The sequence below is a fragment of the Pseudoalteromonas sp. TB51 genome (genome assembly GCF_000498055.1).
In the GTDB taxonomy this organism is placed as follows: Bacteria; Pseudomonadota; Gammaproteobacteria; order Enterobacterales; family Alteromonadaceae; genus Pseudoalteromonas; species Pseudoalteromonas atlantica.
The window spans coordinates 1-18690 of the sequence record NZ_AUTO01000349.1 but is presented as its reverse complement, the minus strand read 5'-3'; the positions used below and the strand labels follow the sequence as shown (position 1 = coordinate 18690).

The 18690-nt window shown below is 39.7% G+C and carries 16 protein-coding genes; 10 read left to right on the top strand and 6 right to left on the bottom strand.

What is annotated here, in order from left to right; translation table 11 throughout:
• The first annotated feature begins 56 nt into the window (after positions 1 to 56).
• Both L650_RS0122425 and L650_RS0122420 read left to right on the top strand, forming a co-directional pair.
• Positions 57 to 911: a transporter substrate-binding domain-containing protein gene (locus L650_RS0122425; protein ID WP_085065560.1), complete on the top strand. Its 855-nt coding sequence runs from the start codon at positions 57 to 59 to the stop codon at positions 909 to 911.
• A 293-nt stretch (positions 912 to 1204) separates the two neighbouring features.
• Positions 1205 to 2428 carry a type III PLP-dependent enzyme gene (locus L650_RS0122420; RefSeq protein WP_029774466.1) on the top strand — a complete coding sequence of 408 codons (1224 nt, stop codon included), beginning with the start codon at positions 1205 to 1207 and terminating at the stop codon, positions 2426 to 2428.
• A 159-nt stretch (positions 2429 to 2587) separates the two neighbouring features.
• Here L650_RS0122420 and L650_RS0122415 read toward each other — a convergent pair whose 3' ends face one another.
• A complete protein-coding gene (locus tag L650_RS0122415) occupies positions 2588 to 3868 on the bottom strand; it encodes a flavohemoglobin expression-modulating QEGLA motif protein (protein WP_029774465.1) in 1281 nt (426 codons plus the stop codon).
• A gap of 146 nt (positions 3869 to 4014) precedes the next feature.
• On the opposite strand from L650_RS0122415, the gene L650_RS0122410 reads away from it, so the two are divergent.
• The 7 genes from L650_RS0122410 to L650_RS0122380 all read left to right on the top strand — a co-directional run bounded on the left by L650_RS0122410 (position 4015) and on the right by L650_RS0122380 (position 10773).
• Positions 4015 to 4272 carry a DUF3081 family protein gene (locus L650_RS0122410; RefSeq protein ID WP_029774464.1) on the top strand — a complete coding sequence of 86 codons (258 nt, stop codon included), beginning with the start codon at positions 4015 to 4017 and terminating at the stop codon, positions 4270 to 4272.
• Positions 4272 to 4577: a hypothetical protein gene (locus L650_RS0122405; RefSeq protein ID WP_024031789.1), complete on the top strand. Its 306-nt coding sequence runs from the start codon at positions 4272 to 4274 to the stop codon at positions 4575 to 4577. The genes L650_RS0122410 and L650_RS0122405 overlap by 1 nt, the downstream gene beginning before the upstream one ends.
• Positions 4578 to 4991: 414 nt before the next feature.
• A complete protein-coding gene (betI, locus tag L650_RS0122400; RefSeq protein ID WP_024031790.1) occupies positions 4992 to 5567 on the top strand; it encodes a transcriptional regulator BetI in 576 nt (191 codons plus the stop codon).
• Between the two features lies 1 nt (position 5568).
• Positions 5569 to 7032, top strand: a complete 1464-nt coding sequence (gene betB, locus L650_RS0122395) for a betaine-aldehyde dehydrogenase (RefSeq protein ID WP_029774463.1) — start codon at positions 5569 to 5571, stop codon at positions 7030 to 7032.
• A 10-nt stretch (positions 7033 to 7042) separates the two neighbouring features.
• A complete protein-coding gene (gene betA / locus L650_RS0122390) occupies positions 7043 to 8710 on the top strand; it encodes a choline dehydrogenase (RefSeq protein ID WP_029774462.1) in 1668 nt (555 codons plus the stop codon).
• A gap of 146 nt (positions 8711 to 8856) precedes the next feature.
• Positions 8857 to 10074, top strand: coding sequence for a BCCT family transporter (locus L650_RS0122385; RefSeq protein ID WP_004586453.1), 1218 nt, complete (start codon positions 8857 to 8859; stop codon positions 10072 to 10074).
• Positions 10075 to 10083: 9 nt separating this feature from the next.
• Positions 10084 to 10773, top strand: coding sequence for a TorF family putative porin (locus L650_RS0122380; protein WP_029774461.1), 690 nt, complete (start codon positions 10084 to 10086; stop codon positions 10771 to 10773).
• Positions 10774 to 11037: 264 nt separating this feature from the next.
• Here the strand turns inward: L650_RS0122380 and L650_RS0122375 are convergent, their stop codons facing one another.
• The 4 genes from L650_RS0122375 to fdxA all read right to left on the bottom strand — a co-directional run bounded on the left by L650_RS0122375 (position 11038) and on the right by fdxA (position 16365).
• Complete coding sequence (locus tag L650_RS0122375; protein ID WP_029774460.1) at positions 11038 to 12945, bottom strand: putative bifunctional diguanylate cyclase/phosphodiesterase; 1908 nt, start codon at positions 12943 to 12945, stop codon at positions 11038 to 11040.
• Between the two features lie 229 nt (positions 12946 to 13174).
• Positions 13175 to 13633 carry an Sbal_3080 family lipoprotein gene (locus L650_RS0122370; protein WP_004586456.1) on the bottom strand — a complete coding sequence of 153 codons (459 nt, stop codon included), beginning with the start codon at positions 13631 to 13633 and terminating at the stop codon, positions 13175 to 13177.
• 21 nt (positions 13634 to 13654) lie between these two features.
• Positions 13655 to 15901 carry a carbohydrate binding family 9 domain-containing protein gene (locus tag L650_RS0122365; RefSeq protein ID WP_029774459.1) on the bottom strand — a complete coding sequence of 749 codons (2247 nt, stop codon included), beginning with the start codon at positions 15899 to 15901 and terminating at the stop codon, positions 13655 to 13657.
• A 140-nt stretch (positions 15902 to 16041) separates the two neighbouring features.
• On the bottom strand, positions 16042 to 16365 hold the full coding sequence (fdxA, locus tag L650_RS0122360) for a ferredoxin FdxA (RefSeq protein WP_029774458.1): 324 nt from the start codon (positions 16363 to 16365) through the stop codon (positions 16042 to 16044).
• Positions 16366 to 16557: 192 nt separating this feature from the next.
• Here fdxA and L650_RS0122355 point away from each other — a divergent pair, with 192 nt between their 5' ends.
• On the top strand, positions 16558 to 18165 hold the full coding sequence (locus L650_RS0122355) for an NAD(P)/FAD-dependent oxidoreductase (RefSeq protein ID WP_029774457.1): 1608 nt from the start codon (positions 16558 to 16560) through the stop codon (positions 18163 to 18165).
• 126 nt (positions 18166 to 18291) lie between these two features.
• Here the strand turns inward: L650_RS0122355 and L650_RS0122350 are convergent.
• Positions 18292 to 18690: helicase-related protein (locus L650_RS0122350; RefSeq protein WP_029774456.1), on the bottom strand; the 399-nt coding region annotated here is incomplete at its 5' end.

The window sequence follows — 18690 nt, the reverse complement described above, 5'->3', positions numbered from 1 at the left end:
AAATAAAACATGCCTTAATGTTTTAACTTAAAAAAAGCCCGTTTGGGCTTTTTTTTATGACAAAAATATTTAGAACATTTACACTAAGTTTTATGCCTGTATTTACTAAATTTTTGATTATCTTGCATGTACTGCTTATATCATCATTGAGCCATGCAAATGAACCACTTACATTACTCTCTAGAGCGAATGCGTCTACTGATGGCTTTTTAAACTCAGATAAAACGTTCGAAAGCCTGCTCAATCATACAATTAATACTAAATTGCAGTGGACCAACCAAGCTCGTCTAATCAAGCGGCTTATGGGTAATGAAGCAGTATGCAGCTACGATATAATAAAAACGCCCGAGCGTGAAAAACATATTTTGTTCTCAAATATACCAACTACTATTTACGAGCAACGAAAAATATACGCATTTAAACGCACCTTACAAAACTTTCCTGAACGAGTCTCTGTTGCTCAACTACTAGAAAAAGACTTTACCCTTGCCGTAGACTCAGGAACGAGTTATCAAAAACTTGAGCCTGTTTTAACAAAGTATAATGAGCAAATTGCAGCGATAAGCTCAGAAGATACCAGCTCTCAACTACCTCAACTTCTCATCCATAATAGAATAGACATGATTGTCGATTACGAGGTTAACGTACTTGGTGCACTCACCAGTGAGCAACTAAAACAAATAGATAGTCGTGAAATAGCTGAATTTCCAGAATTTGTTAATGGCTACTTTGCATGTAGTAAGTCAGAGCTTGGCGAAAAAGTAATAAAAACCATCAATATTTTAATGAACACCCCCGAAATTTACGACCGCTTACAAAAAAGTTTACAACAAGCCTATAGTGCTGATACATCCAGCGCTATGATGCTTGCTTACTCTCAAGAGCACGTATACTTAACCTCTGATGAGTAAAATCAATCGTCAAGATAAACTCCATAAATCAAAGTAAACTACTGATTTTAATAACAAATAAATTATTTTAAATTTATTTAAAATTTTTATTGCGCTGGATAAAAACCTACATTATTATCTCGCCGCTTCTTGATGATAGCCAATCCGAGTACATTACAAACCCCGTTTGTAGCAAGGCGATAGAGCAACTATCCAAGAGTGAATTTGACTGTGCGTTTGCACTATTGATCTCACTCAACTGACTCGTGGATACACCATACCCGAGCAGTTGCTTAATTGACTCGGAAAATAAAATGGCTTTATCAACACAACAACAAGACACCGTAACTAAAGTACCTGCAGCAGCGGTTGCTGCAAATCAAGCAATTGATTACGCGCAACCGAGTATTGCCCACATTGAACAACTTGCTTCACAATTTGGCGCACCTCTAATGGTGCTTGACTGCGACGCTATACGCCGTCAATACCGTGCACTTAAACATGCACTGCCTGGCGTTGTGTTACATTTTGCTTTAAAGCCTTTACCGCATGCTGCTGTTGTGCGCACTTTGTTAGATGAAGGCGCAAGCTTTGATTTAGCAACCAGTGGCGAAGTTGACTTAGTAGCAAGCCAAGGCGTACCAAGCGAGCGTACAATTCACACGCACCCAATAAAGCGCGACAGTGACATTCGCGACGCACTTGCCTACGGCTGTACAGTGTTTGTGGTGGATAACATTAACGAGCTTGAAAAATTTATTGCCTATAAAGATCAAGCCGAAATTTTAGTGCGTTTAAGCTTTCGTAATAAAGATGCATTTGCTGATTTGTCTAAAAAGTTTGGCTGCAGCCCAGAGGCGGCAATCGACATTATTAGCCTTGCCCAGCAACTTGGTATTCGTATTAAAGGGTTATCGTTTCATGTTGGCTCGCAATCACCTAACCCAACTAAATACGTTGAAGCGATAAATGCATCTGCAAAAGTGGTTAAACAGGTGGCTGAGTTAGGCTTACCAGCTCTTAGTACACTCGATATTGGTGGTGGGTTTCCTGTGCCGTACAGCGCAGATGTGCTACCAATTGATGTATTTTGTGCGCCTATTAATATCGCGTTGGCACAATTACCAGAAACAATGCAAATTATTGCTGAACCTGGCCGTTTTATTGTAGCAAGTAGTGTAACCAGTGTTGCCTCTATAATGGGACAAGCCACGCGCGAAGGTAAAACATGGTACTACTTAGATGATGGCGTTTATGGCTCTTTTAGCGGTTTAATGTTTGATGAAGCAGCCTACCCTATCGATAGTGCAAAACAAGATAGCGAGCGTTTTGAGTCGGTACTTGCAGGCCCAACATGCGACAGTATAGATGTAATAAGTGATTCAATTATGCTGCCAAAACTAAACAATGGCGATTTAATTATTAGCCGTATGATGGGTGCCTACACACTTGCTACAGCAACCGACTTTAACTTTTTTAAACGTGCTGAGGTCGTTGTATTAAACGAGAAAATGCACAGCCAAGTATTAACAGGTTAAGAAAATAAGTTCCTCGCTATAGGTACGCTGGCTTGTACCTATACATTTCAACGCAGTTGCTCATTCCAACTGCGTTTTTTTTATTGCATTAAATAACTGGGGCTTTTTACCTTTTTGCTCAACAGAGCAGGCTCTAATAAAAGCAACCTGCGCTACTTATTACAAAAATAATGGTTTATAGTCGTTTTCTAACTGTTCAAACGATAAGTCACCTATAAATCTGCCAAAGCTTAGCCACGTTGCTAAACCTCGTAAATCTTTAAAATGTGGTGGTACAAATTTTGGACTTTCTATTACACCTAAACTATGTAATTGCGATATAAGTCTAAAATCATCAATCGATATTTTTCCGACCAACAATAATGGCAGCTGATCAATGCGCCCAAGCTGTATAGCAACACGAATTAAGTTATATACCAGCACAAATCCTTTAATGTAAGCAATATCCTTAGTAAAAGGTAAGCCTGTTGCCGTGCTGCCTCTAAATACACGTTGTGCTAACGTATAGCTTTCATCTTTTGAAAGCCCTTGCGCTAAGTAGTCACGGTATATATCAACAAACTCTGCGCCATCAATCACTTTAGTAACTGCTTGAATACGATTTACTAACTTTGATAAACGCCTAGGCGTTGATTTAAGGGTAATTATTTCTGTTAAAACAGCTAAGCCTTCTTGAGTCACTGTTGAGCTTGGCGTCCCTTTACTTAAACAGGTTAAATAAGGCTGAGCGAGCCCGTTTTGCGTTGTACCTACGTGTATCCACCCTTCGTGCACTTCTAAAATATCGAGCTCACGCTGGGAGAATTTAACATCTTGATTTAGCTTAATGTTATTTGCACCTGCAGCAGCATCACTGACAATCCCATCGCTGAGTATAACCTCAACATTAATACCCGCCATACTGCTATTTACTTGCTCAGATAAAATACGCACGGCATCACTTGCATTAATATTTTTAGGATCATCAGGCAAAATATCGGCTATTAATAAGTTTTGCAGTGGTTTTTCTAGCATATTGGCAAGTTCGAACAGTGAAGGTTCACCTGCATGAAATAAATCTTTTGGGTGGCCAAAAAGCTCTACCGACAAATCATGAAACTCAGGCGTTCCTCTATACTCAAGCATACTGAGCACCGTTTTATACTCGCTACACATTTTACCCATGTATTGAGAAATAGGATTTAGCTGACCTAACTGGTTAATAATATTGCGATGCAAGTTAGAAAACGCTTGGCGTAATTCGCTGGGGACAAATCCTAAATCTCGTTGCTGGTAATAGGCGCTATCGATTAGCGGATTTTTTTGGCACTTTTGCCTAAAAAACGTCTCTTTGATTTGTTTATCCCAGTTAATGGCATCGAGTATTCTAATGGGTGTTTGTAAAGCAATTAATTGCTCTGACAGTTCGCGAGTTTTAAGGAGTAAAGCCTTGTCTATCATAGTATAAGCTCAACAAAAAATGAGGCTTGAGCATAAGGTAAAACCAGTTAATAGCAAGATTATTTTAGCGCTTTTTAGCCATTGTTTTTACGGTGATCGACCCTCATATATAAAACGTAATAGCTTTAAACAATAAAGGGTTAATGATGAAAAACGAACTCGATAACAAGCAGATCCTCTCTGTGTACGAACGTATTCAGCAGCGCGGTAAACAAAATAATATTGGTAAACATTATCAAGGTGTTACGGCTTACTCTGATATTGACGGCTACACTATTTACTTAGAAGGTAGCGGCGTATTATTGCGCTTTGGGTTTCATAATGCTTATCACCTAGATTATGAGCATGACAAACATAAAGACGACTTTTTAAAAAAACTATACAACATTGCTAATGAGGAATAATGCAGCCAAGACGCATTCGTAAACGCACCACAAACAAGCAAACCACCTCGTTTATAAACCAGGTAATTACTGAGCTGCAAGCGCACCCAGAAAAGCTGGAGATAATCCGTCGAAACCTAAATGAATACCGCGAACAGACTCACCTTAAACGCGGTTTTTTGCTGGCTATTGAACGCTTTGACTGGGTGTTTGAGGCCAGTAACGATGTTAATTTTATATGCCAACAAATCTTAGCCGATGATTACATAGGTAATCGCCTTAGACGCTACCCGCTATTATTTAAAGGCGTTATTAATAGCGCCTAATTTGCACGCCTTTTTTAACCTTAACACCTCCTCTTATAACCAGTACACACTGCTACTTTTTTAATTAGTACACTAATTAAACATGTAAAATGGTTACGTTTGCTTATTTAAAATACCCTTCGTACTCTAACTATTACCATTCTAACGAATATTTATCTTTTTTATTACTCATACCCCGTAAACAAATCCTTACTATTTTTACCATTTAAAAATAGAAACATAACTCACTGAATATAAGTAATTTTATTAATAAAGGCCTGCATATAGCACTAATACAAATTAACCCGTTTTTATTAATAATCCATCTACATCTTGGTATCTGGTTGTTTACTTGCGCCTTGAATTGTTAGAGCTATTACATTAAGCTTATCTTTATTGAACGTTCAATTAATAAAAATTATGCCTAAAGTCGGAATGGAACCTGTCAGGCGTCAGCAGCTAATTGACGCGACCATTGAGTCAGTTGCACAGCGCGGTTTGCAAGGAACAACCATTAACACCATCAGTAAAAATGCGGGTTTATCATCTGGCATTATTAGCCATTACTTTGGTGGCAAGCAGGGGTTAATAGAGGCAACCGTTAGGTATTTGTTATCGAATTTAAAAAATGAATTAATTGAAAAAGTTGAGCCAACCACCAGCGCAATTGAGCGTTTGATGTTTATTGTTGAGGCCAACTTTGCACTTGTTCAACAGCGCAATGACACCACGCGAACGTGGTTAAGTTTTTGGGCGCAGTCAATGCACGATCAAGAGCTGCACAGGCTGCAAAATGTAAACAGTAATCGCTTGCAAAGTAATTTAGCATTTTCTTTTAAGCAACTAATGCCCGTAAAGCAAGCAAAACAAGCTGCAGAACTTAGCGCCGCCATGATTGATGGCCTATGGTTAAGAGCAGTATTAAGTCAATCTGACGAAAACCAATTTAAACACAGTGAAACATTAGCAAAAAGCTATGTACATTCACTCATCAAGCAATATGGAGCCTAGCGTGACTACACCTGTCTATCAAAACTTTATTAACGGCCACTTCCTTGCAAACCAAAGTGGTGAAACTTTTGATGTAAAAAACCCAGCCACAGATGAAGTTATTTACTCGGTAGAAGTTGCCGACGAATTTATTCAAAACGCGGCTATCGAAAGTGCAAAACAAGGCTTTGCTCAATGGTCTAAAATGAGCCCAATAGAACGTAGCCGTATTTTATTAAAAGCGGTTGCTTTATTGCGTGAGCGTAATGATGAGCTTGCCTTAGTTGAAGTGCTTGATACAGGTAAACCAATGCAAGAAGCTAACTGCGTTGATATAGAAACAGGCGCAGATGTAATTGAATACTTTGCAGGCCTAGCACCAGCGCAAGTTGGCCATCAGCAAATGGTTGGCGAAGACTTTTACTATACCCGCAAAGAGCCACTAGGCATTTGTGCTGGTATTGGTGCATGGAACTACCCGCTGCAAATTGCATGTTGGAAATCGGGCCCGGCCCTTGCCGCAGGTAATGCGTTTATTTTTAAACCTTCTGAAGAAACCCCTTTAGGTGCTATTAAACTAGCTGAAGTTTTTGTTGAAGCAGGCGTACCTGCCGGCGTATTTAACGTTGTGCAAGGTGCGGGTGATGTAGGTCAGTGGTTAACCTCTCACAGTGAAATAGACAAAGTGTCGTTCACTGGTGAAGTAGGCACAGGTAAAAAAGTAGTGGCAAGCGCTGCTGGTACATTAAAAGACGTAACAATGGAATTAGGTGGTAAATCACCTTTATTAGTGTTTGAAGATGCCAATATTGAGCAAGCAGTCAGTGCTGCCATGTTAGGTAACTTTTATACGCAAGGCGAAATTTGTACTAACTGTACCCGTATTTATGTTCATAAAAATGTCTATCAACAATTTATTGATGAGCTTAAAACACGTACTGAGCAAAATATTATTGCCGGCGACCCACAAGATTTAAATACTAACTTTGGGGCATTAATTTCTAAAAAGCATCAAGAATTGGTAATGAGCTACATAGAAAGTGGCTTGGCCGAAGGTGCAACGCTACTTACTGGCGGTACAACTCTTTCTCCTGAATCAGCGCCTAATGGCTACTTTGTAGCACCTACGGTATTTACCGATTGCAACGATGACATGACTATTGTTAAAGAGGAAATTTTTGGCCCAGTTATGAGCGTGCTTGTTTTTGAAGACGAAGACGATGTTATCGCCCGTGCAAATGGTACACACCTTGGCTTAGCCGCAGGCGTATTTACTAGCGATATTAAACGTGCGCACCGTGTTATTCACCAATTAGAAGCCGGTATTTGTTGGATTAATGCTTACGGTAATTCACCTGCTGAAATGCCTGTTGGTGGTTACAAGCAATCAGGTATCGGCCGTGAAAATGGCATAGAAACGCTTGATCATTACACGCAAACTAAGTCTATTTATGTGGGCATGGCCGACATAGAAAGCCCGTTTTAAGGTGGCAACTATGAGTAACACTTACGACTATATTATTGTTGGCGCCGGTTCTGCAGGTTGTGTACTTGCAAATCGCTTATCTGAAGATACAAACAATAAAGTGCTATTGCTAGAAACCGGTGGTAGCGATAAAAGTATATTTATAAAAATGCCAACTGCGCTCTCTATTCCTATGAATACAGATAAATACGCATGGCAATTTCACACTCAGCCAGAGCCGTATTTAGATAACAGAGAAATGCACTGCCCACGCGGTAAAGTGTTAGGCGGTTCGTCATCAATTAATGGCATGGTATATGTACGCGGCCACGCGAAAGATTTTGACGAGTGGCAACAACACGGTGCTAACGGCTGGGATTATCAGTCGTGCTTACCTTACTTTAAAAAAGCAGAAAGCTTTTATTTAGGTGAAAATGCGCACCGTGGTGGCACAGGCCCGCTTGGCGTTAATAACGGTAACGAAATGCAAAACCCGCTTTACACCACCTTTATAAAAGCAGGTGTAGAAGCAGGGTATGCACACACAGACGACTACAACGCAGCTCAGCAAGAAGGCTTTGGCCCGATGCACATGACTGTTAAAGACGGTGTTCGCAGTTCGGCCTCGCGCGAGTATTTAGACCCAGTAAAATCACGCAGTAACCTAACAGTTATTACAGGTGCTTTAGCACAAAAAGTGATTTTAGAAGGCAAAAAAGCCACAGGCATTGAGTACACAGTAAATGGCACTCTTAAAACGGCGCATGCGACTAAAGACGTTGTATTAAGTGCAGGTCCAATTGGCTCACCGCATATTTTACAGCTTTCGGGTATTGGCGATAAAGCCATACTTGAAGAAGCCGGTGTTGAGGTAAAGCATCACTTACCAGGCGTAGGTCAAAACTTACAAGATCACCTTGAGTTTTACTTTCAGTATAAGTGTAAACAACCTATTACCTTAAACGGTAAATTAGGTCTTATTTCAAAAGGCTTAATTGGCGCTAAATGGCTACTGACCCGAAAAGGCTTAGGTGCAACAAACCACTTTGAGTCGTGTGCGTTTATTCGCTCAAAACCAGACGTTGAATGGCCAGATATTCAGTACCACTTTTTACCAGCGGCGATGCGCTACGATGGGCGCAGTGCATTTGCGGGTCATGGTTTTCAGGTGCATGTAGGTCATAACAAACCTAAAAGCCGTGGTAGTGTCACTATTCAATCAGCTAATCCTGAGCAACCGCCGAAAATTTTATTTAACTACTTGCAGCATAAAGACGATATTGAAGGCTTTAGAGCGTGTGTGCGCCTAACTCGCGACATTATTGAGCAAAGCGCATTTGATGACTACCGCGATGAAGAAATTCAACCAGGTAAGCACATTCAAAGCGACGAAGAAATAGATGCCTTTGTACGCCAAGCAGTAGAAAGTGCCTATCACCCGTCTTGTTCTTGCAAAATGGGCGAAGATGATATGGCGGTGGTTAATTCTAATACCCAAGTTCACGGTATTGAAGGGCTGCGTGTTGTTGACTCGTCAATCTTCCCTACGGTGCCAAATGGCAACTTAAATGCCCCTACAATTATGGTTGCAGAAAAAGCAGCTGATCTAATTTTAGGTAAAACCCCACTTACACAGGCATCGGTAAACGTTGCCATGAGCAGTAACTGGCAAACAACGCAACGTAATAGCGAGATTTAATTAAGCCATAACGTGCCTAACACTATGTAGGGCACGTTCAACTTGCAGTGGCTCACGGCGTAAATTGGTTACGCGGTGTTTGTGCAAGTAATAAAACAAAAACGGAGAACTTATGAGTTACTTTTATTCATTTTGGGAGGGCGATAATGACTATATGGCTTAGTGCTGGCATTATATTTACGCTACTTGCTGTTATTACTATTTTATTTAAATGGGGTAACGTACGCGTAGTAGGCGTAACACCAGTGAGAACTTTTACCTTTATCGCAATCTTATTTACCTCAGGCCTAGACGTTGGCCTAATCATGTTTCCATTAACCGAATTTGCAGGTTATGCAGACATAAAAGCAAGCCCAGAATACGCGTTTGCAAACCCACTGGCTATTGAGTTTGGCTATTGGGGATTCTTGATCTGGGGATTTTACTTTCTTACGTGCTTTTATTTCTGTGTAATAGAGCCCAAAGTTAAATTTTTCGAAATTTCATGGGTTAAGTTCATTAATAACGTAGTTATTATTGGCACATGTGCCTTTACAGCTTACCTACTGCTTTCTAACTTGCCGTGGTACTTACCAGAGCTAGGCGATGGTTCGAGCGTTATACCTACCTTCTACTTTATTGTATTTGCAGCTATTTGCTTTGCTGTGTACTCAAGTACAGATATTAAATACGTGCGCTTTTTAAGTATTTCTACTACGTGGTTATTTATCGCATTAATTGCCTTTATGTGGGCAGGTGCCTTTGTCGTTGGTGATAGCGAAATGTCGGCATTTACCAATAACCTTGCTGAAATTGGTACTTACTTTGCCAATATAAATCAGTTTGTTTTACCGCTTAATGACTACCATGAATTTTATCTATTTTGGTGGTTTGCGTGGAGCATTATGATTGGCCAATTTACGTCTCGCTTTGTAGGCGGCCTTAAAACATACCAAGTATTAGGTGCAATGTTGATATTTCCATCTATTCCGATTGCGATTTGGTTTAGCGTACTTTATCACTACCACGAAATGGGTATTTCAACAGCGGGTATTAAAAACTTTGCCATGGTATTTGTTGGGATAGTGTTTGTTATTAATTCGCTTGATTCATTAATACGCTTATACACAGATAACCTTAACTTAACGGTTAAACGTTTAGGTAAAATGAACTATATGATACTCAATATTGTTGCCCTTTCGTTACTAACCCTATTGTTTAAGCTTGAGTTTTTACAAATTCAATGGGTTGGCGCGTTAGTAATTGCACTGTTTTTTGGTTGTGCTGCGTTTATTGGCTACAGCAAATTTAAAACGGTTAACAATATAGACAGTTCGCCAAAAGCAAACAAAATAGATTACACAAAAATAGAAACTGTACATTAGGGATCAACAATGAATAACAAACTAAAACAACTAGCAGTAGCGCTACCTTTCGCACTTTTATCAACTACGGTGTCAGCTAACTGGTCAACAACCATTACAGCAGCATCTGACTATACTTTTAACGGTGATAACGACCCTGCAATTCAAGCTAGCCTTGATTACGCGTTCGACAGCGGTGTTTACGCGGGTGCATGGGCATCTAATGTAGATTTTGGTGATGACACTGATTTTGAACTTGATGCCTACCTAGGTAAATACGTGCAATTAACTGACACGGTTAGCGCTGATTACGGTATTGCTTATTACACATACCAAGGTAATAACAGTGATGGTAACTACGCCGAAGCCTACACAAAATTTGGCTATGCAAGTGAGTATGGTCAAACAGAGCTAAACTTTTGGTATAGCTGGGATTACTTTGGTACAGGCGCTGGCCATGTTATTTCTATGATTGCCCACACCTTTGAAATTGCCCCAAATCATGCCATTCGTGCAAGCTTTGATATTTCTAATTCGCTTGATGGCGAAAAATGGGCATGGGATGTAAACCAAAAGAAATCATACAAACATTACCGCCTAGCGTACCAAACTAGCTACGAAGGCTTTGGCATTGAGATTGCTGCTGAAGACACAAGCCTAGATTACGATTACGCTGATGAGCGTATAGTACTTGCTATATCACGCACATTCGATTTATAAAAATTGTAGTTGTTAGATTCTACAAACAAAAATGCCACTTTTAAAAGTGGCATTTTTTTTACTAAATTTTAAGGCTCTAGCCCTAAAGAACTTAGTTTTATTTAGGGGCAATTAAGCACAATACAGGGTTTAACGTTTCCAGGCCTAAATAACTGCACCAGTAAATGCTCAAGTTAATCGCTATCGGTAGTGGCAATTTCATAGCATAACCTGAGCCTAAAACCCTACATAAGCTATTAAATTACCTATAATAATATACAGACTCTAACCTTCTATTTCCCACGCGCTGGTACCCGCTGCAGATAAGTTAGCGGTATTTTTACGTAAAACTTTGTTACCCACATTGATAGATGATTGAGGGCGACTAACCAAATAACCTTGTACAGAGCTTACTCCCATACGTTTTACAAGTTCAAACTGCTCGATTTCTTCTACGCCCTCTGCCACTATTTTAAGTCCTAACTTTTGACCTAATTCGCTAATCGTATTAAGGATATCGTTGTACTTTGGACTTTTATCGGCTTGAGAGATAAACGAGCGATCTATTTTTATTACATCAATGGGCAAATCAGCCAATGTGCTTAATGAGCTAAAGCCGGTACCAAAATCGTCAATAGCAATTGTCACACCTTCTGCACGAAGCCGCTCAAGCTCTTCAATCATACTTTTACTGGCTTTAATAAACGTAGACTCTGTTATTTCTAGCATTAAAGAATGCGATGGCAGCCCTGTGTTTTTTAGGTTTTTCATTATCCAATCGTACACTGAGCGGTGTTTTAGTTGCACACCCGATACATTAACCGAAATTTTCACTTTGCGCATACCGGCATTATGCCATGCCGCCATTTGCCTACACGACTCATGCATAATCCAATCGCCGAGCTCTAAAATAAGGTTAGACTCTTCGGCAATAGGTATAAACTCCGCCGGTGAAATCATCCCTTCTATAGGGTGATCCCAGCGTGTAAGCGCTTCAAAATAATCTATCATGCAATCTTCTACATGCACGATAGGTTGAAAAGATAAGTAAAAGTCTTTACACGCAACCGCTAAACGCAACTCTTCTAATAAATAGTGATAGCGGCGCATTTTATTACCCATCTCTGGGGAGTACACTTTAAAAATGCCTTTTCCATCGCTTTTTGCACGGTACATTGCCACATCGGCCAATTGCAATAATGCTTGTGGTGTTGATGCGCTCTCTGGGTACGCCGCTATACCAATACTGGCGCTAATTTTTATTATTTTATTACCCAGTACAAAGTCTTTTTCAAGTTCACTGAGTACGTGCTTAGCAATATCGACCACTTTATTATCGGTATCTACCGACTCAATAAAAATTGAAAATTCGTCACCGCCTAAACGTGATAAATTTTGCTCTAACTGATTCGCCTCGTTAATATTACTTAACTTATGATGGCGTAATACGTTGGCTAAGCGCGTAGCAACCTGTACCAAAATTTCATCACCAAAGCTGTGGCCAAACGAGTCATTTACCTGTTTAAACCCATCTAGGTCAATAAACAATAAGGCGCATTTAAGCTGCTCTTCATCAGTAAAATTTATTTGCCTATCTATATGCTCAATATAAGCATGGCGGTCAATGAGCAAGGTTAGTTTATCTTGGCAGATACTTGTTTGTGTTTGCTTTAAATAATTAGCAACATGGGTATTTAAATTGTTTATTGACTGGCTTAAATTACCCAGCCCTGACGGGTTGTCGTGTTGCGGTTGTAGGTTAAAGGCTACAAGCAATTGATTAGCGTTGTTATTCAGTTGTGCAATTTGATGCTGATAAGAGATTTTTTTACGCTCTTTACGAATAATTATAAAGCCAACAAACAATACCATACACACCAATAGAAAGTTTATTGGCGACGTTAACGTCATTAAAATAAGCTTTGTTGCGTTTGCAGCAATAAATTCCGTGTCGGTAGTTTTAACTAACAAAAAATCGGCAGAAGGCTGGTGAATTAAATAGTGCCCATTGAGCATAGGGTTATACCAAGGCGCCATTTCGAGCGTTGTATCTACAATATCAAAGTGGCGCAAATCTATATCAGGATTGAATAAATTAATGCGGTTAATCTGGTTTGTTAGTTCGATGTTTAAACAAAAGCAAAACAAGATAAATACAAAAAAAATGCCGCCTAAGGGTTTAAATTTATTCATCAACAAAATCCATCTAAATTACTTATCCTATAAACCCGTTACTAAAAGACGATTATATCGCCTATTTTTAGTACTAAGCAAGCCATAGCACAGTCCTTATTCATTAAAATTTTTAGAACTGTACTCAAAAAGAATAAATTAATGCTTAATAATTAACTAATTATAGAGTGTGATGAATAAAAATAAACCTTAAGCTTAAAATGTTTGAAAAAACTAATATTACAAGTATTTAATACATACCATCGATTAGTTCGATAATTTTTTCTTTCGCGTCTATAAACTTATCCAAACCACCGCCGGTGCGATAAGATGCTTGCGCAATTTTTTTATTGGTTTGAGCGTCTGTAACCCAAATATTCGCGTATGACATGTACAACGCTAAATCCCAATGCCAGTTAGCCACGTAATAAGCAACGGCATTACACCCTGCGATGTCAGCATTAGGTAATTCAGTTTGATACTCCTGATGTTTCAATACATAGTTAGCAGCAATTACACGTGTTTTGACGTTATGTTTTGCAAACCCTTCTTCCATTGCTGTGACAACGCCTTCTTTAACTGCCTTATGTTCAGCTATACATACTACTTCTGGTTTCACAGTGTCAAAGCGAGTTATATCTTGCTTAGCAGCACAACCCGCTAGGGTTGCTACCATTGCAGCTGCGATAGTTATTTTTATTGTTTTCATATTCATCCTTTTAATGGTTATTTAAAGTTGCCATGCATAGCTCACTTTTGTAAAAAATGTGCGTTGATCTCTTTCAACGTGTTTTAGGGAATCGTCTTGATAGCTTTTATCTGAGTAGCCTAAATAAAATAATGTTTGAGCATTAATTTTGTACGAGTAAACTAATTGGCTGCCATAGTCTTTATTAATGTGGCTAACTTGGTAGTAGTAGGCGTCTTTATTTCTATCAATGTCTTCAAATTGCAATATAAGCTTGAGCATAGCGCGCATGCTAAATTTATAATAAAGCCTAAAATCTAATAAGTTAGCAGTATAAACTCGCTCCCCTTCAGGGTTATCTAATACGCTGTAGTTATGCGTAGCGTCTACTTGCCAATGATCGTTTATATCCCACGTAACTTGCGTTTGCGTAGCATACGAATCGCCAATTTGCTCATTGGCGTAATCAATGCGGCTGCCATACTCACCATAAAATGAAAGCCATATATTATTTTTAGGTTTAAAGCCCGTATAAACAAAGCCAATATTTTGGTTATAAAAAGCATCATTATAGTTTTCATAACGATGCAGTAAGCCAATTTCAAAAATAGACTGCTTTTGCCCTTTTAATGTTATAAACCCTTGGTATTCTTCTTCAAGTAGGTCGCCATTTTGCGCCCATGTTTTATCCCAATCAGCCTCATAAGACCATGACGTTAATAAGCCAGATTCATCTGCATACCAGGTTTGTCCGCCCCCAAAGCCTACGTTCTCATAATCTACTTTTTCTTGATAACCTAAGTCAGTACGATAGTCTTTACCTATATTTTCGTAGCTAGCAAACAAATTGTAGTCACGTTTATCACGGGTAAACTCTATAGCGTACGCTTCATCAGATTGAGTTTTAGATAAGTTATAGTTACTTGTTAAAAAATCAGAGTTTTTAGAATCTGTTGTAGCTACCTGGTAGGTCAGTAGATCTGATTGATTAAACCAATAGCTGCCATCGACAGAAAGCACCGTATTATAGTAATCATCGCTTTCGCGGTGAGTCGTACTTAGCCCTATAGTGCCTTGTTGGCCAATATCGTATTGATAACGCGCCGCTGCTGCATGGGTTTTATCCTCTAAAATTGCAAAACCAGAGCCTTGATTTGTTGGCAATAAAATATTGCTATTATTGTCATCGGCATACATAAATGCATAGCTATGTTGCCCTGTTTTACCTGTTAATTTTGCCCCTACTTCAGGCTCTGCAATAGTGCGGGTGTACAATAGTTCAAATAAACTGCTTTTAAAGTAGGATGCGCCATCTAAAAAAAATGGTCGTTTTTCTGCATAATAAATTGAGTACGTGGTATTTACATCAAGGGCTAACGCATCACTTTCTATTTGCGAAAAATCTGGGTTTATAGTGGCATTAATTACCGCATCTTGTGTAACCCCCCAGCGTAAATCAAGGCCAGCTTCGGTGTCTATATCACCATTATCCCACTGCCCTGGCAAGGTAGGTTTTGAATCATTTCTGAGCGCCGTAAGTGTGGGCGTTAGTTGCAGATTTTTGCTGGCTTTTATATTTTTAAAACCATTTAATTTATCAAACTGACATAAACTGCATTTTATATCTCGGTCAAACCCCATATTTGAAAGCTGATACAGTACATCACGTTGGTAATTTCGCATAAGGGCAAAGCCCCATGTTAAATCTGTTTTATTTTCAGGAAATCTTAGCGCTTTAAAAGGTATACGCATTTCAACCACAAACCCTTGGTCGGTAATTTGCCCTGCGCTATCCCATATTGCATCCCAAGACGGGTCTGATTTCCAGCCATCGGTGTCACTCATTCGCGTATCACCTTGCGCACCCAATGGATTTACATAAAATTCGTAAGCTGAACGTTCGTCGTTAAAAGTGTCAATAATTAAAATAACCGTATCATCTTGCCAAAGCGTATCTCTGTCGCGAAGAGACGCTGTTATTTCGCTCGGCTGTGGATCTTCGGCTACAAAAGCAACATATAAGTGGCTGCCATTTTCATACATGTAAGCATCGGTTTTAACCGGTGGGGTGCCCTTTTCGTTAGGCTCATCTTGAAATGCTATAGGAACTAAAGTGGCATTTTGCCAGTGGGGCTCATCAAGTACGCCATCTACAGTAATATCTGCATTTATATGTACAAGAGAATGCTGCTGTTTTTCACTGGCATAAAGGTGGTTAGAAAATAAAAGTGCTAATAAGAAGGGGAATAAAGCACTGCATTGTTTTTTTATAATTATTAAGTACTGCATAAACATCCATTTAGACGTGTTTACCCTTAAAAGGTAAACTTATTTATGCAGTGTAATTTAAGTCAGTACATTTGTTAATAGTTTGATACTAAAAACAATAGCTTTTTTAACTAATTAATATTAAAGGCTTAATTTAAAAGCTAGGTTTCAATTAATTTAAGCTTATTAGCCACGCCATTCCAACTATCGGCATCAGCAGGCGCTGGTTTTACCTCAACAATGCGTGGCCACACCAATGCAAGCTCAGCATTAAGCTCGGTAAACTCTTTTTGGTCTTCTGGCAGCTCGTCTTCTTGGTAAATTGCTTCAGCTGGGCACTCTGGTACGCATAATCCACAATCTATGCAATCAATAGGGCTTATTGCTAAAAAGTTAGGGCCTTCGTAAAAGGCATCTGCAGGGCACACCGCCACACAATCTGTGTATTTACACTTAATACAGTTTTCGGTGACCACAAACGCCATAATAGTTTAAACCTAGTAATTAATTATCTAAAGCGAGGATCATACCCAACCCCATTAAAAACACAATAAATATGTGCCATCTGCGGTCAATTTAACGTAATATATGCGCCCTTAATGTATAGCCATTACGAGCCCTACACTTCTTATTGTGAGCGGATACTATTACCGCTAAGACACCTAAAAGAGATAACAATGATACGTTTAACCGAAATAAAGCTGCCGCTTGATCATAATGAAGACGCTATAGGCCAAGCCATAGTTGATAAACTAAAAATACAGCCAGCGCAGCTACACAGCTACAATGTGTTTAAACGTGGGTACGATGCACGTAAAAAAACGGCTATTTTACTTATTTATACCCTCGATATTGAAGTAGATAACGAAGAAGCGCTGTTAAACGCATTTGCTAAAGATCAGCACGTAAAGCCTGCCCCTGATACCTCATACAAATTTGTTGCCCACGCCCCCGCTAACCTTACTGAGAGACCTGTAGTAATTGGCTTTGGCCCGTGTGGATTATTTGCGGGCTTAGTGCTGGCTCAAATGGGTTTTAATCCTGTTATTTTAGAGCGCGGTAAAGAAGTACGCGAACGCACCAAAGACACCTTTGGCTTTTGGCGTAAACGTACCCTTAATACAGAGTCTAACGTGCAATTTGGCGAGGGTGGCGCAGGTACATTTTCAGACGGTAAACTATACAGCCAAGTAAAAGATCCAAAACATTACGGGCGTAAAGTTATCACCGAATTTGTAGAAGCCGGCGCACCAGATGAAATTTTATACGTAAGTAAGCCGCACATTGGTACGTTTAAACTTGTTACTATGATTGAAAAAATGCGCGCACGTATTATTGAACTTGGCGGCGAAATCCGCTTTAGCACCCGCGTAGACGACATTCATATAGATGATGGACAAGTAACTGGCTTAACGCTTTCAAACGGTGAAAAGCTCAATACCCGCCATGTAGTACTTGCTGTGGGACATAGCGCCCGTGATACCTTTAAAATGATCCACGATAAAGGCATTTATGTAGAAGCTAAACCGTTTTCTGTGGGCTTTAGAATCGAGCACAAGCAATCGATGATTGATGAGTGTCGTTTTGGGCCTAACGCGGGTAACCCCATTTTAGGCTCTGCTGATTATAAACTCGTTCACCATTGTGATAATGGCCGCACAGTTTACAGCTTTTGTATGTGCCCAGGAGGGACTGTTGTAGCCGCCACCTCTGAAGAGGGCCGCGTAGTAACGAACGGTATGAGCCAATACTCTCGGAGTGAACGCAATGCAAATAGTGCCATTGTAGTAGGTATTACACCTGAAAAAGACTTCCCTGGTCACCCGCTTGCCGGCATTGATTTGCAACGTAAACTAGAAGAGCAAGCCTATGCATTAGGCGGCAGCAACTACGATGCACCAGCACAGTTAATTGGCGACTTTTTAAAAGGAAAAGCATCGGGCGATTTAGGTGATGTACAACCGTCGTTTACACCAGGAATAAAACTCACCGATTTAGCAAATGTACTTCCACAGTTTGCTATCGATGCAATACGCGAAGCTATTCCAGCCTTTAATAAGCAAATTCGTGGTTTTTCTACAAACGACGGTTTATTAACAGGGGTAGAAACCCGTACATCATCACCTATTAGTATCAAGCGCGATAAAAGCTTCCAAAGCATAAATACTAAAGGTTTATACCCAGCGGGTGAAGGCGCCGGTTACGCAGGTGGTATTTTATCTGCAGGCATTGATGGTATTAAAGCGGCTGAAGCCGTTGCACTCTCAATGTTAGAAAACGCTTAACCCTTTTAAGTTATTAATCAAAAACCTCACTTAGTGAGGTTTTTTTGTTTAAACCTTGAGCTAAATTGAGGCACAAAAAAACCTGAGTAAACCTCAGGTTTTTTATAAATGCTAAATTTTTTAAGCTTACTTTTTAAGGGTAAGCTTGGCGCCTTTTAAGCTTTTACGCACATTTGAAATACGTGAGCGATTTACCGCACGTGCTTCGCCTGTTGCTTGCCCTGTAGGCTTATTAGTACGGCTACGACGTAAATGCGCTGGTTTTTTACCTATTTTATCAATAAGTACTTCACGGCTACTTACTTCATAACCCTCTAAGTAAACACGCTTGATTTTTTGGCCAATTAACGACTCTATTTCAAACAAGGTGTTTTCTTCTTCGCGGCTTACAAACGAAATAGCTTGGCCTTGATTACCAGCACGACCTGTACGGCCAATGCGGTGTACGTAATCTTCTGCAAGCCATGGTAAATCAATATTAATTACTCGTGGTAGGCCTTCAATATCAATACCACGCGCTGCAAC